Raw genomic sequence first — 14,197 nt, 5'->3', positions numbered from 1 at the left:
AGGGGCAAGAGCCCTTGGTTACTTGGGGCTTTTCCAAGTGACTCGCCGTAAGGGCGAAACCAATAACCGCCGTTACCGAAGAACCGGATATTCACCCAATCGATCACTTCCAAGCCTTAGCCGAATTCACCTTGCTGTATTCGTTGCGGCATCGTGAAGTTCAGACAGCAACCGCGAACATCAGATCGTCCCGTTTGCGATCGAGGACTTGCCTGTAGGAGGCGGTGATGCTCAAGTGCGTGAAACTCAATGACCTCGCGTGAGAAAAGTCAGCATGGAGCTCAAGATCAACGCAGCACTGATCATCATCGATCAACAAAAAGGCATTTTGGAACCAAGGCTTGGCCGGCGAAATAATCCTCAGGCCGAGGCGCGGATCCTGGATTTGCTGGGGCTCTGGCGGCGAACCGGGCGGCCGGTGGTCCACGTACAGCACCTGTCCCGTTCACCGGACTCAGTGTTCTGGCCGCAGCAATCGGGCGTGGAGTTTCAGGAGCGGTTCCAGCCATTGGCCGGCGAGCAATTGATTCAGAAACAGGTGCCGGATGCGTTTTGTGCGACGGCGCTGGAGGCGAGTTTGCGCGAGGCGGGGATCGATCAGTTGGTCATCGTGGGCGTCGCGACCCACAACTCGGTGGAGTCCACGGCGCGAACGGCCGGTAACCTGGGGTTTGATACGTGGGTGGCGGAGGATGCGTGCTTCACGTTCGACAAGGCGGATTATTTCGGCAACGCGCATTCAGCTGAAGAGGTGCATGCGATGTCGCTGGGCAATCTGCATGGCGAATACGCCACGGTCGTAAACACAGCACAAATCCTGTAGGAGCCGGCTTGCTGGCGATTGGATCGACGCGGTGTTTCAGAGAGACCGCGTTATCGTTCATCGCCAGCAAGCTGGCTCCTACAAGGAGATGGGTTAACCCATCAAGCGCCGTGGCACTTCTTGAATTTCTTGCCGTTGCCGCACGGGCAAGGGTCGTTGCGGCCGACGTCCTTCAGGGCGTTGCGCACCGGCTCCTGGTGAGCGTGGCCGCAGTTCGGGCCGTGGACATGGCCATGGTCGTGATCATGGTGGTCGTGATGGTCATGATCGTGGTTGCAGTCAGGGCCATGGACGTGGGGTTGCTGGGTCATCGGGTGTGCTCCGGAATTAAATCGGCGGGGATTATCACGCCTTTGCGCGCCAGGTGCACGTAGTGCGCGATGAACACACCGGTTTCCAGCTCACCTTCCAGGCGATAGGGGATAGGTTGCTCGGGTTTTTTCAACAGTTTCACCAGATCCCGAACCTTGGGCCACAGGTTGGTGCGGATCGGCACTTTGAAATACGCGCTGTGCCTGGGGCCGACTGTAAACCAGTGTTCGTGCTCGCCTTCGGTCAGCAACATATCGCCCAGGTGAATCCGGTATTCGAGGCCGCGCACCGTCAGGTCGCTGTCGCGCGGGTTGTCGACGCGAAAGAACAACAGGAAACGTTGCTCCATCAGTTTCGCCCGGACCACTTCGACCTTGACCAGATGCACTTCAGGTTCCGGTTCATCGTCGCTGAACCAGGACGCACAACCGCCGAGTCCGAGAAACAGGAGCAGGGTGAGCGTATGCAAGACGCGACGTCGGCTGATCATGGCTGTGTTTCTCCCTTGACCCCCAGTCTAGCCCTTCACGAATCACCCCAACTGGCGAAATACCCCGCACAACACTTCTTGAATTTCTGCCCGCTGGCACATGGGCAGGCATCGTTGCGTCCGGCCTTGAGTGGCACAGTGGGGTCGATGAAATACCAGTGGTCGGCGTTCTGCACGAACGACGAGCGCTCGCGGTGGCTGTGTTCGCCGCTGCCATCGTGCCAGCGCGCGGTAAAGGTCACGAACGCGTGTTCCGGTTGACCGCCGAACACCTCGGAACTTTCCACCTCCAGGCCGAGCCAGGTGCTTTGCGCGCTCCAGTCGCTGATGGACTGACGATCAAGGCCGGACTGCTGCGCGGGCAGGGTGGTCGCTACCAGGTAATCGATCAGGCCCAACACGTAAGCGCTGTAGCGCGAACGCATCAACGCTTCGGCACAAGGCGCCGGATGCCCGGCATGGTAATGACCGCAGCAGGCGTCCAGCAGGGTGCCGCTGCCGCAAGGGCAAATGGATGTACTCATTGCGTTACCACCAGTATTTCCCGAAGTTTTCCGGATTGGCCCAGAACCGTGAGTTGAGCCAGTCGGGGACTTGTTTGTAGTCAAGCAGATCGTAGGTGAACAGGGTCAGTACTTGCTCGTCGCGCTGGAAGCGTTCGCTGGCTTGCAGGGCCAGGGAGAAAAAATCCGTCTCCTGCCAGCCACTGGCCGGCAAATCCGCCAGCACCGCAATGCGACTGGCATTGAGGTTGCGGATGCCGCCGAGCAAATTCAGGCCATCGCGTTTGGGCAAGTGTTCAAGGCAATCGACCACCAGCGCCAGATCAAAACGGCGCGCCGCCAGTTCGGCCGGCAACGGTCCGGGCGCCGCGTGGGCGACGCAGGTGTCCGGGTGCGCCAGCTTGAATGCTTCCAGCGCGGGGAATTCGCTCGCGCCGATCAGCAACAGGCGGAGGGGGGCATAACGATCCAGCAAAGCGGCCAGCGCCTGCTGGGGCGTGCGCGAAGAAATACCTGAAATCATCGAAGTTCCTCAATCAGAGCGCCAAGACTAGCCTGCCCGAAGGTCCAGATATAGAGCGTCGTCGCGCTAAAAGTATCGATCAGCCGTGAACACTGGATAAAACTGCAATGGCCTATTGCTGGCGGAGATTAAAGCTCGGGTCTTTACTACCTGAATCGGTTCTAAGCCGATCCCTCAGGAGAAAACTAGATGAGCATAGTTCGGACAGCATTACCCTTGGTTCTGCTAACCAGTGTGTTGACTGGTTGCGCAGGTTTGCAGAAAACCGACTGGCCGACCTGTGCGGCAGTCGGCGGTGTAATCGGTGCGGGTCTCGGCGCGACCGAGAGCTCGGCATGGGCAGGGTACGGCGCTCTGCTGGTTGGCGGTACGGCCGCTGCCTATTGCTGGGTTCACGGTGATGGCGACGAAGACGGCGATGGCGTGCCGGACAGCCGCGACAAGTGCCCGGGTACGCCTAGAGGCGTGAAGGTCGATGCCGACGGTTGCCCACCACCAGTCCCTGCGCCAGTGGTTGAAGAGGCGGTTGTGGTCAAGGAAGAAACCATCGTCATCCGCGATGTTCACTTCCAGTTCGACAAAGCCACACTCACCCCTTCTGACAAACAGGTGCTCGATAAGATCGCCACTCGTTTGAAAGCTGAAGCCCCTACTGCTCAGTTGACCGTTACTGGCCATACTGACAGCGTGGGCAGTGATACCTACAACCAGAAACTGTCGGATAAACGCGCTCACTCGGTGGTTGAGTACCTCATTCAGGAAGGCGTGCCGCGCAGTAACTTCGTGTCTGTTTCCGGTGCCGGTGAAAGTCAGCCGGTGGCCGATAACAAAACCGCCGACGGCCGTGCACAGAACCGTCGCACCGAAATCAAAATCCAACGCTAGATCCCTCGCATCCGTGGCTTGTGCAGTCACGGATGCGGGTCTTTACTCCTGTGTAACCGGCGTCGGCCGGTAACACAGGAGCTTTCACCATGAGCCTTCTCACACGGACCGTCTGGCCGGTTGTGCTGCTTGGCAGCCTGTTGACCGGTTGCGCTACTCACAGCGATGGCACTGCCCCCCTCAATCAACGTACCTGGCCGATCTGCAGCGTTATCGGTGGCCTGGTCGGTGGTGGCCTGGGCGCTATCGAAAGTGGCGGTTGGGCGGCGGGTGGAGCGGCGCTTGGTATCTTGACCGGTGGCCTGATCTGCTACGCGCAGGATGGCGACGAAGATGGCGATGGTGTCTTCGATCGACGCGATCGCTGCCCGGATACGCCGGCCAATACTCCGGTCGAACATCACGGTTGTCCGCTGCCGCAATACCCGGCCAGTGTGACACCCGCTGAACCTGCACAATCTGAAGTCATCACCCTGAGCGATGCGGGCGATGTGTTGTTTGCGTTCAACAAATCCGACCTGACGCCCTCGGCGCAAAGTCAGCTGGATTCGTTCATGCCCAAACTGCAAAGCGCCGATGTGGTCAGCATCAAGGTGATCGGTCATACCGACAGCAAAGGTTCCGACGCCTATAACCAGGCACTCTCTGAACGACGCGCCAGCAGCGTGGCCGCTTACTTGCTGGGCATGGGCCTGGCGCCGGGCAAACTCACCAGCGAAGGCCGGGGCGAAAGCGCGCCGGTGGCCGATAACGAAACAGAGGAAGGCCGCGCGAAAAACCGTCGCGTGGAATTGCACATCAATCGCTGAGCCCCGTGATAGAGCCGTCGACCAATGATTGCAGTGGCGCCGACGGCCATTCGGCGGCCTTCATGAAGAATTTTCCGTTGCCCTCTGGCTTATCCCGCGTGGAAGCCGTTACTGTGCGTGCAAAGAATAATTCTCAACGGGGGGGCGTATGAAGGTGTTTTGGGGGCTGGGTAAGCTGTTGACCCTGCTGTTCTGGCTGGTGGTGTTGGTCAATCTGCTGATGCCCTTTGTCAATCCGCTGCACCTGTTGGTCAATCTGGCCGGCGGCCTGCTGGCGTTCCTTCATCTTCTTGAGGCGGTGTTCTGTTTCCGCAGTCTCCGGGGCCGCGCCCACCCTTGGCGTGATCGCTTGAAGATTGTCTTTTTCGGTGTTTTCCACCTGCAAACCATTCCGGCTCCTGCCGTACCGAAGGCTTCCCATGCGTAAACTCTGTCTGCTCGCCGCACTCGTCAGCCCATTCGCCTGTGCCCAGGTGGTCAGCGTCGAAACCAACTCGCTGATGCGCTTGCCCAATACCGCCAGCACCTTGCAGCTGGAACGCCTGGAAGTGGCCGATTACGGCACGTTGCTGATTCCCTCGAACGTGACCGAAGTCAGCGTCGGCGAATTGCGCCTGGGGCGTGAAGCGCGGATCGCCATCGTGCCCGGCGAAACGGCGCTGGAGTTGAAGATCAGCCGCGCCCAATTGTCCGAAGGCAGCCAGATTACCGCTCGCGGTGCACCGGGTACTTACCTCAAGGCGGCCCGCTCGGGACGCAATCTGAATGTGCAGATCAAGGCACTGAATGCACCACAGTTGGTGGTTGATGCTCGCGGCGGCGCAGGCGCGCCGGGGTTTGTCGGCCTCGACGGCGCCAACGGTCAGGCACCGGGCTGCACCTGGGGTCAGGCCGGTCGTGGGGCCGATGGCAGCGATGGCAGCGACGGTCAGCCGGGTGCGCCGGGTGCGCTGGTCAGGCTGGAAGTGCCGCGTGATTATCCGGCGGAGCAGATCAAGGTTCAGGTCGCGGGCGGTGCGGGTGGTCTGGCCGGTCCTGGCGGTAAGCCGGGGGCGGGCGGCAAGGCCAAGGGTTGCTTCGTCTACAAGGCCGATGGCGGCAAGAGCGGCAAGCCTGGCGTTGACGGCCAGCCGGGGCCTGCGGGTGCGGCGGGTTCGGTGACGGTTCAAAGGTTGTAAGTGGTTTCGGACAATTTCGTCGTCTGAACGATTGCCTTCGCGGGCAAGCCTCGCTCCTACAGGTTTTGAGTCGTTCACAAATGTCTTGAACGACTCAAGTCCTGTAGGAGCGAGGCTTGCCCGCGAAGCTTTTGGCTTTTAGAACATCGGCCGAGCCGAGGCGATGGCCACCAGCACCAACCCCACAATCAAATTAATCCCCACCAACCGGCGAATCCTCCCCAGCACCGCAGCCCCCGTCGGCCAATCCTGCGCCGTCACCGCCGTGCGCAATTCCGGCAACAGCAACGCCTGAATCCGGATAAACAGCGCGGTCATCACCACGAACAAGCCCATCATCACCTGCACATAACGCGGCGCGGCCTCGAAACCGCTGTACTGCAAATGAATCATGCCGACACCGCTGACCGGCAACAGCACCACCGCGATCCAGACCCAGCGGAAAAAACCTTGAAACACTTCTACCCACAGCTTCAACCGGGCCGGGCCTTCCAGCGCCTTCATCGCGGCCGGACGCAAGACCATCCAGGCGAAAAACATGCCGCCGACCCACACCAGGGCGGACAGGACATGCAGGGTGTAAACGATGCCAAAAGGTGTCATTGGGGTACTCCGTTCTGCGCGGGATTAATTAGCGCGGTATGATAGCCGCCGAACCGAACCACTGAAAATTTATCCAGCGTTTTTTGCGCCCGACAATCCATGATCAGCACTGAACTCAAAACCACGATCCAGGGCGCCTACTCGCGTTTTCTCGAAGCCAAGAGCCTCAAGCCGCGCTACGGCCAACGCCTGATGATCGCCGAAATTGCCAAGGTCCTCGGTGACATCGACACCGACGACGAAGGCCGGCGCAGTGGCGACCCCGCGATTGTCGCGGTGGAAGCCGGCACCGGTACCGGCAAGACCGTGGCCTACAGCCTGGCGGCGATCCCGACCGCGAAAGCCGCCGGCAAACGCCTGGTGATCGCCACGGCCACCGTGGCCCTGCAAGAACAGATCGTCTACAAGGATCTGCCCGACCTGATGCGCAACAGCGGGCTGAATTTCAGCTTCGCCCTGGCCAAGGGCCGTGGGCGCTACATGTGCCTGTCCAAGCTCGACATGTTGCTGCAGGAAGGTCACGCACAAACCGCTACCGCGCAGCTGTTCGAAGAAGAAGGCTTCAAGATCGAGGTCGATGAGGCCAGTCAGAAGCTGTTCACCAGCATGATCGAGAAGCTCGCCGGCAATAAGTGGGACGGCGACCGCGACAGTTGGTCCACCGCCCTGGAAGACGCCGATTGGGCGCGCCTGACCACCGATCACAGCCAGTGCACCAACCGCCATTGCCCGAACTTCGGCCAGTGCGCCTTCTACAAGGCCCGCGAAGGCATGGGCAAGGTTGACGTGATCGTCACCAACCACGACATGGTCCTGGCGGACCTGGCCCTTGGCGGCGGCGCCGTTTTGCCCGATCCGCGCGACACCATCTACGTGTTCGACGAAGGTCACCACCTGCCGGACAAGGCCATCGGCCACTTCGCCCATTACACGCGCCTGCGCTCCACCGCCGACTGGCTGGAAACCACCGCCAAGAACCTCACCAAATTGCTCGCCCAGCATCCGCTGCCGGGCGACCTGGGCAAGTTGATCGAGCAGGTGCCGGAACTGGCCCGTGAGATCAAGACCCAGCAGCAATTTATGTTTACCGCCTGCGAACAGGCTGCCGATTTCAAACCCGGCGAAGACGTCGAAGGTCGCGAACGGCCACGTCACCGCTTCGTCGGCGGGGTGATTCCCGAGCACATGCGTGAAATGGGCATCGAGCTGAAAAAGGGTTTTGCCCGGCTCACCGACCTGTTTACCCGGCTTACCGAGTTGCTCAAGGAAGGCATGGACGGCGAGGTCAACATCGGCATTGCCAGCAACCAGGCCGAAGAGTGGTATCCGCTGTTCGGCAGCCTGTTGTCGCGCTCTTCGGGCAACTGGGAGTTGTGGGTCGCATTCACCGCCGAAGACCCGGAAGACAACCCGCCCATGGCGCGTTGGCTGACCCTGGCCGAAAGCGGCTCGCTGTTCGACATCGAAGTCAACGCCAGCCCGATCCTCGCGGCGGAAATGCTCCGGCGCAACCTGTGGAACGTGGCTTACGGCGCGCTGGTGACCTCGGCGACCCTGACCGCACTCGGCACCTTCGACCGCTTCCGCATGCGCGCCGGGCTGCCGAAAAAAGCCGTGACCGCCGTGGTCCCGAGCCCGTTCCATCACGCCGATGCCGGCGTGCTGCGGGTGCCGGACCTGAAAGCCGATCCACGTGATGCAGCGGCCCACACCGCGGCGATCATTCGTGACCTGCCGCAACTGGTCGAAGGTTCGCGCGGCACGCTGGTGCTGTTCTCCTCGCGTAAACAGATGCAGGACGTGTTCGACGGTCTCGACCGCGACTGGCGCAAACAAGTGTTCATTCAAGGCAACCTGTCGAAACAGGAAACCCTGAACAAGCACAAGGCGCGCGTCGATGGCGGCGATTCCAGCGTGCTGTTCGGCCTGGCGAGTTTCGCCGAAGGGGTCGACTTGCCCGGTGCGTACTGCGAGCACGTGGTGATCGCGAAGATTCCATTCTCGGTGCCCGATGATCCGGTCGAAGCGGCACTGGCCGAGTGGATCGAAGCGCGGGGCGGCAATCCGTTCATGGAAATCTCCGTACCGGACGCCTCGCTGAAACTGGTCCAGGCCTGCGGTCGCTTGCTGCGAACCGAAGAAGACCGCGGCACCATCACCTTGCTCGACCGGCGCCTGGTCACCCAGCGTTACGGCAAAGCGATCCTCAATGCGTTGCCGCCATTCCGTCGAGAAATTTCCTGATACGACGGTGGGCAAATCTGCCCGCCGCGTTGTCTATCTCTCTGCCATCGCTTTTCCACTGGCCATTGTTGGTCGTTAGGGAGATTTTCGTTCTCATGATTCGCCGTTCGTTGCCTGCTGTTTTTGCCTTGTTGTTCACCACGCCTTTGCTCGCCGCTCCCGCAAGCCAGCAGACGCTGTTCAACTTTGTGCGCCCCGCCGACGTGGTTCAGGTGGCGACTCAAGACGCCAGCCTGCCGCAATCCAATGCAGAGCAAACGGCCGAAGGCGAAGTGCTGCGCCGGGTGACGTTCAACCCGGTGGCCCAGCCAACCCTGCGCCTGACCCCGCAAACCGGGGCCTGGGACTGGTCGCAGTCCGGCGTGATGAGTCTGCGTATTCAAAGCGCAATGGACTGGGCCGTGACCCTCTACGTGAAAATCCAGAGCAACGACGGCAAGACGCTGATCAGCCGCGTCGATCTGCCGGCCGGCCCTGCGCAGACGCTGCTGGTGCCGTTGCAGCCGAGCTCGCCGCTGAGCCTGGGCATGAAGGCCGGTCCGCCGATGCCGATGACTGTCGACGGTCAACGCATCCTGTTGGCCAGCAGCGCCGGTGAGCTGGATCGCAGCCAGGTGGTGTCGGTGACGTTGTCGATGGATCAGCCGAAAGTCGCGCAAAGTATCCTGCTGGAACGCTTTGGCGTGCAGGAAGGCGAGGCCGTCACCCAAGCCGTTTATGGCGGCCTGGTGGACGCTTTCGGTCAGTCGACCCGGACCAAATGGCCGGAGAAGGTCAGCAGCGACGAGCAACTGAAAAGCGCCGCCGCCAAGGAACGGCAACAAACCAAAACCTGGCTGGCCGAGCGCGAGAAGTCGTCGCTCGACAAGTTCGGTGGCTGGATTAAAGGCCCGACGTTCAAGGCCAGCGGTTTTTTCCGCAGTGAGAAACGTGACGGTCGCTGGTATCTGGTGACCCCGGAAGGCCATCCGTTTTATTCGCTCGGGGTCAACACCGTTACCCCGGACGTCAACCAGACTTACATCGCCGGTCGCGAGTGGATGTTCGAATCGCTGCCTAAACCCGAAGAGCCGCTGGCCAGTCACTTTGGCGAAGGCGACAACCGGGGTGGCAATGGCGTCGATCAGGGCCGTGGCTACAACGCCGGGCGCTGGTACGATTTCTATGGCGCGAACCTGCCGCGTCTGTATGGCGCCCCTTGCACACCGGGCAGCGACACCAAGGCCGGTGTCGCCGAAGCGGCCAAGGCCGACGCGGTTGAGGCGACGGTCGAGAAGACCGCTGAACAACCCGTCGTTCCTTCCACGGCCGAAGCCGGTGTTGCCGAAGCCGCCAAGGCCGGCGCAGAGGAAGCGACCGTCGCGAAAGCGGTCGAGCAGAAACCCGCCGAACCTTGCACCGCAGTGATTGATGAACAACGCTGGGCCAGCCATACCCTGGATCGCCTGCAAGCCTGGGGCTTCAACACCATCGGCAACTGGAGCGCCCCGGCGCTGGGCAACGCGGACCGCGTGCCCTACACCTTGCCGTTGTCGATCGTCGGCGATTACGCCAGCATCAGCACCGGCACCGACTGGTGGGGCGGCATGCCTGACCCGTTCGACCCGCGTTTCGCCATGGCCACCGAGCGCGCCGTGGCCATCGCCGCCCGCGATCATCGCGACGACCCTTGGCTGATCGGTTACTTCGCCGATAACGAACTGGCGTGGGCTGGTCCTGGTGACGACCCGAAAGCCCGCTACGCGCTGGCCTACGGCACCTTGAAAATGACCACCGACGTGCCGGCCAAGCGCGCGTTCCTCAAGCAATTGCGCGACAAGTACCGCAATCAGGCAGGCCTGTCCAAAGCCTGGGGCATCGACTTGCCGGCCTGGGAATTGATGGAAGACCCGGGCTTCGTGCCGCCGCTGCCGAGTGCCGAGTACCCGGAAATCGAAGCCGACTTCAAATACTTCCAGAAGGTCTTCGCTGACACGTACTTCAAAACCATTTCAGACTCGCTCAAGTGGCACGCACCGAATCAGCTGTTGCTGGGCGGCCGCTTCGCCATCAGCACCCCGGAAGCCGTGGAATCCTGTGCGCAGTATTGCGACGTGCTGAGCTTCAACATGTACACCCTGCAACCGCAGGACGGTTACGACTTCGCCAAATTGCGCAGCCTGGACAAACCGGTGCTGATCACCGAATTCAACTTCGGCTCGGCCGATCGAGGCCCGTTCTGGGGCGGCGTGACGCAACTGGCGAAGGAAGAGGATCGCGGTCCGGCTTACGCCAACTTCCTGAAACAGGCACTGAGCGAGCCGTCGATTGTCGGCGTGCACTGGTTCCAGTACCTCGATCAACCAGTGACCGGTCGTCTGCTGGACGGTGAAAACGGGCACTTTGGTTTGGTCGGCATTACCGATCTGCCATTTCAGGGCTTCGTCGATAGCGTGCGCAAGAGCAACCTGGCGGCCGTTGATCAGTTGGGCAAAGAGGCCGAGAAGGCCAAGGCTGAAGCGGATAAAGCCAGTCACGATGCCGAAGGCGGGCGAAAAGCTGAAGCCGGCAAAGGCCCGGGGAAGGGCGCCGGGCAGGCGGGTGGGCATTCGGGGAATGGTCATTAAGGCCTGATCTACCGCGTTATCGTTCATCGCTGGCAAGCCAGCTCCTACAAGGACAGCGCGTCTCCTGTAGGAGCTGGCTTGCCAGCGATGGCGTCTTCAAACACGCCCTGTATTCCAAATCCGGTTAACGGGGCAACCCGACCGCCCGGCCCAACCCTGTTCCCAAAACCATCAATGGCTGGAACAATGCCGGCCACTTTGTAGAACGTTTGTCCGAGGGAGTAGCGGGTGCAGATTCAGGGTCATTACGAGCTTAAGTTCGAAGCGGTTCGCGAAGCGTTCGCGGCGTTGTTCGACGATCCTCAGGAGCGTGGTGCAGCGTTGTGCATCCAGGTCGGCGGCGAAACCGTTCTCGACCTCTGGTCCGGCACCGCCGACAAGGATGGCCATGAGGCCTGGCACAGCGACACCATCGCCAACCTGTTTTCCTGCACCAAGACCTTCACCGCCGTCACCGCCCTGCAACTGGTCGCCGAAGGCAAGCTGCAACTGGATGCCCCGGTTGCTCGCTATTGGCCCGAATTCGCTGCCGCCGGCAAAGAGTCCGTCACCTTGCGTCAACTGCTCTGCCACCAGGCCGGTCTGCCGGCGTTGCGCGAGTTGCTGGCCCCGGAAGCGCTTTACGACTGGCAAACCATGGTCGATGCGCTGGCCGCCGAATCGCCTTGGTGGACGCCGGGCACCGCTCACGGTTATGCCGCGATCACCTATGGCTGGCTGGTCGGCGAGTTACTGCGCCGTGCCGACGGTCGTGGGCCGGGCGAGTCCATTGTGGCCCGCGTGGCCAAACCGTTGGGCCTGGATTTTCACGTCGGTCTGGCGGATGAAGAATTCCATCGCGTGGCGCACATCGCCCGTGGCAAGGGCAACGTCGGCGATGCCGCGGCCCAGCGCCTGCTGCAAGTGACGATGCGCGAACCGACGGCCATGACCACGCGGGCGTTTACTAACCCGCCGTCGGTCCTGACCAGCACCAACAAACCGGAATGGCGGCGCATGCAACAACCGGCGGCCAACGGCCACGGCAATGCCCGCAGCCTGGCCGGGTTCTACGCCGGGCTGCTCGACGGCAGCCTGCTGGAAAGCGAGATGCTTGATGAGCTGACCCGCGAACACAGCCTCGGCGAAGACAAGACTTTACTGACCCGGACCCGTTTCGGTCTGGGTTGCATGCTCGATCAACCCGATGTCCCGAACGCTACCTACGGCCTCGGCCCACGTGCGTTCGGCCACCCGGGCGCTGGCGGCTCCATCGGTTTTGCTGACCCTGAATACGATGTCGCCTTCGGTTTTGTGACAAATACACTGGGGCCTTACGTCTTGATGGATCCGCGCGCGCAAAAGCTCGCGCGGGTACTGGCCACTTGTCTGTAAAACGCGCTGAAGGGTTCCAGGGCCGGAACCCGAAGGCCTTTATGTTTTCCAACCGTCTGTTTATCCGGGTCATGCCGGCCTGAATTTTTATGACTTCTTTTTTGTGGATTTCCAATGTCACTCAATAAAACCACCCTCGCTTTGGCCCTGTGTGTTGCTGTTACCGGTTGTGCGCAGACACCAAAAAATGATTCGGATGGCAGCAGCTGGTGGCCGTTCGGTTCCTCCGACAAAGTCGCGGCGAAAGAGCCGGCTCCCGCGCCGGCACCTGTGAAACCTGCCGAGGTGGCCCCGACTGCCAAGGCTGAAGCCGACACCGGTGGCAAATGGTGGTGGCCGTTCGGCGGCAAAGAGCAGAGCACGGCCAAAGTCGTGCCGATGCCTGACCCTAAAGTCACTCAGGCCTGGCTCGACGATTACGAACCGCGCCTGCGCACCGCGATCAAGGACAGCAACCTGCAACTCGAGCGCCGTGAAAACGTGCTGGTGGTCACCGCGCCAGTAGAAGGTTCGTTCAACCCGGACCGTCCGGCCATGTTGCTGCCGGTGACTCTCGGCCCGTTCACTCGCGTGGCGAAAATCCTTGAAGTCGATCCGAAGACTGCCGTGCTGGTATTGGGTCACAGCGACACCTCGGGCGCCGCACCGGCCAACGTGAAACTGAGCCAGGAACGCGCACAAGCCGTGGCAGCGATTTTCCGCCTCAGCGGTCTGCAGCGTGATCGCCTGATGCTGCGCGGCATGGGTGGCGAAGCCCCGCGTGCGGCTAACGACAGCGTTGAAGGCCGTGCCTTGAACCGTCGCGTCGAACTGCTGGTGACTCCGCAAAACACCATGGTTGCGCTGTTGAGCAAGTACAACATGCCAGCCCCGGCGCCGGTGAAACTGGTCGCTGCCCAGGACGTCAAGCCAGTGGCCAAGCCGGTCACCCCGGCACCAGCCGCGAAGAAAGCCGCTGTACCTGCCACGAAAAAAGCGCCGGCCAAGAAAGCCGCCGCCAAGAAGACTCCGGCTAAAACCGCGACACCGGCCAAGAAAACCGCGCCGGCCAAAGCCGCGGCAGCTGACAAAAAAGTCGTTGTCGCCGATCCTGTGAAAAAGTGATTCGTTAACCAAAAGGAATGCGCCATGACCCAGGGCCTGGCTGATATGCGTCGCGACTACACCCGAGACGGCCTGACCGAGGCTCAAGCCCCGGCCGAGCCGTTCGCGCTGTTCCATCAGTGGTTTGCCGACGCGGTGAAAACCGAGCAGCCGCCGGTGGAAGCCAACGCCATGACCCTGGCCACCGTCGACCAGGACGGTCGGCCGCATTGCCGCATTCTGCTGCTCAAGGGCCTGGACGCGCAGGGCTTCACCTTCTTCACCAACTACGACAGCGCCAAGGGCCAGCATCTGACCGCGAACCCGTTCGCGGCCATGACGTTTTTCTGGCCGGCCCTCGAGCGTCAGGTTCGTGTAGAAGGTCGGGTGGTGAAGGTCACGCCTGAGGAGTCCGATGCTTACTTCCAGGTCCGACCGCTGGGCAGTCGCCTTGGCGCCTGGGCTTCACCGCAAAGCCGCGTGATCGCCGATCGCGCCGAGCTGGAAGCGTTGCTCAAGAACACCGAGCAACGTTTCAGCGATACGCAGCCTCATTGCCCTGAGCACTGGGGCGGTTATCGTCTTCTGCCTGAGCGCATCGAATTCTGGCAGGGCCGTTCGAGCCGCCTGCATGATCGCCTCAACTATCGTTTGCAGGGCGCCGACTGGATTCTTGAACGTCTGGCACCCTGAGCAGTCTACCGACCGGGATAGCCTGCGGCAGCGGCCTCCAGCCACTGCGGCAGGGCCCGACGCTTGATTTT

The 14,197-nt window shown here is 61.4% G+C and carries 15 protein-coding genes; 10 read left to right on the top strand and 5 right to left on the bottom strand.

The genetic code is table 11. The features are described from left to right. Window positions 1-274 precede the first annotated feature (274 nt). On the top strand, window positions 275-823 hold the full coding sequence (locus tag PMI32_RS09290) for a cysteine hydrolase family protein (RefSeq protein WP_008031678.1): 549 nt from the start codon (window positions 275-277) through the stop codon (window positions 821-823). A 101-nt stretch (window positions 824-924) separates the two neighbouring features. On the opposite strand, the gene PMI32_RS09295 is transcribed toward PMI32_RS09290, so the two are convergent. From PMI32_RS09295 to PMI32_RS09310, 4 genes are read right to left on the bottom strand one after another with little or no spacing between them, the layout of a single operon-like run. Next, entirely contained in the window at window positions 925-1,134 is a 210-nt protein-coding gene (locus PMI32_RS09295; RefSeq protein WP_007906737.1) for an SEC-C metal-binding domain-containing protein, read from the bottom strand. Continuing rightward, a complete protein-coding gene (locus PMI32_RS09300) occupies window positions 1,131-1,625 on the bottom strand; it encodes an LEA/WHy family protein (RefSeq protein ID WP_008031675.1) in 495 nt (164 codons plus the stop codon). Before PMI32_RS09300 ends, PMI32_RS09295 begins: the two co-directional genes overlap by 4 nt. Window positions 1,626-1,660: 35 nt before the next feature. Beyond that, window positions 1,661-2,149 carry a YchJ family protein gene (locus PMI32_RS09305; protein ID WP_008031673.1) on the bottom strand — a complete coding sequence of 163 codons (489 nt, stop codon included), beginning with the start codon at window positions 2,147-2,149 and terminating at the stop codon, window positions 1,661-1,663. Between the two features lie 4 nt (window positions 2,150-2,153). Next, complete coding sequence (locus PMI32_RS09310; protein ID WP_008031670.1) at window positions 2,154-2,651, bottom strand: DUF6231 family protein; 498 nt, start codon at window positions 2,649-2,651, stop codon at window positions 2,154-2,156. Between the two features lie 189 nt (window positions 2,652-2,840). Between PMI32_RS09310 and PMI32_RS09315 the strand changes: the two genes are divergently transcribed. From PMI32_RS09315 to PMI32_RS09330, 4 genes are all read left to right on the top strand, one after another. Continuing rightward, complete coding sequence (locus tag PMI32_RS09315) at window positions 2,841-3,536, top strand: PA1041 family peptidoglycan-binding anchor lipoprotein (protein ID WP_008031669.1); 696 nt, start codon at window positions 2,841-2,843, stop codon at window positions 3,534-3,536. An 89-nt stretch (window positions 3,537-3,625) separates the two neighbouring features. Beyond that, window positions 3,626-4,345: a PA1041 family peptidoglycan-binding anchor lipoprotein gene (locus PMI32_RS09320; protein WP_008031668.1), complete on the top strand. Its 720-nt coding sequence runs from the start codon at window positions 3,626-3,628 to the stop codon at window positions 4,343-4,345. 148 nt (window positions 4,346-4,493) lie between these two features. After that, entirely contained in the window at window positions 4,494-4,772 is a 279-nt protein-coding gene (locus PMI32_RS09325) for a DUF1145 domain-containing protein (protein ID WP_008031667.1), read from the top strand. After that, the gene (locus PMI32_RS09330; protein WP_008031666.1) at window positions 4,765-5,523 is read left to right on the top strand and encodes a collagen-like triple helix repeat-containing protein; all 759 of its coding nucleotides are present in this window, start codon (window positions 4,765-4,767) and stop codon (window positions 5,521-5,523) included. Before PMI32_RS09325 ends, PMI32_RS09330 begins: the two co-directional genes overlap by 8 nt. Before the next feature lie 138 nt (window positions 5,524-5,661). Here the strand turns inward: PMI32_RS09330 and PMI32_RS09335 are convergent, their stop codons facing one another. Continuing rightward, the gene (locus tag PMI32_RS09335) at window positions 5,662-6,126 is read right to left on the bottom strand and encodes a CopD family protein (protein ID WP_008031665.1); all 465 of its coding nucleotides are present in this window, start codon (window positions 6,124-6,126) and stop codon (window positions 5,662-5,664) included. 99 nt (window positions 6,127-6,225) lie between these two features. On the opposite strand from PMI32_RS09335, the gene dinG reads away from it, so the two are divergent. From dinG to pdxH, 5 genes are all read left to right on the top strand, one after another. Continuing rightward, a complete protein-coding gene (gene dinG, locus PMI32_RS09340) occupies window positions 6,226-8,370 on the top strand; it encodes an ATP-dependent DNA helicase DinG (protein ID WP_008031664.1) in 2,145 nt (714 codons plus the stop codon). 95 nt (window positions 8,371-8,465) lie between these two features. Continuing rightward, window positions 8,466-10,976 (top strand): hypothetical protein, encoded by a 2,511-nt coding sequence (locus PMI32_RS09345; RefSeq protein ID WP_008031663.1) that lies wholly within the window; start codon window positions 8,466-8,468, stop codon window positions 10,974-10,976. Between the two features lie 228 nt (window positions 10,977-11,204). Beyond that, a complete protein-coding gene (locus PMI32_RS09350; protein ID WP_008031660.1) occupies window positions 11,205-12,350 on the top strand; it encodes an EstA family serine hydrolase in 1,146 nt (381 codons plus the stop codon). A 114-nt stretch (window positions 12,351-12,464) separates the two neighbouring features. Next, on the top strand, window positions 12,465-13,454 hold the full coding sequence (locus PMI32_RS09355) for an OmpA family protein (RefSeq protein WP_008031658.1): 990 nt from the start codon (window positions 12,465-12,467) through the stop codon (window positions 13,452-13,454). A 24-nt stretch (window positions 13,455-13,478) separates the two neighbouring features. After that, window positions 13,479-14,126, top strand: a complete 648-nt coding sequence (gene pdxH, locus PMI32_RS09360; protein WP_008031656.1) for a pyridoxamine 5'-phosphate oxidase — start codon at window positions 13,479-13,481, stop codon at window positions 14,124-14,126. The last annotated feature ends 71 nt before the right edge of the window (window positions 14,127-14,197 follow it).

It is taken from the genome of Pseudomonas sp. GM60, from assembly GCF_000282415.1.
In the GTDB taxonomy this organism is placed as follows: Bacteria; Pseudomonadota; Gammaproteobacteria; order Pseudomonadales; family Pseudomonadaceae; genus Aquipseudomonas; species Aquipseudomonas migulae.
The sequence above is the reverse complement of the archived record's forward strand: the minus strand, read 5'-3'. Positions and strand labels throughout refer to the sequence as shown.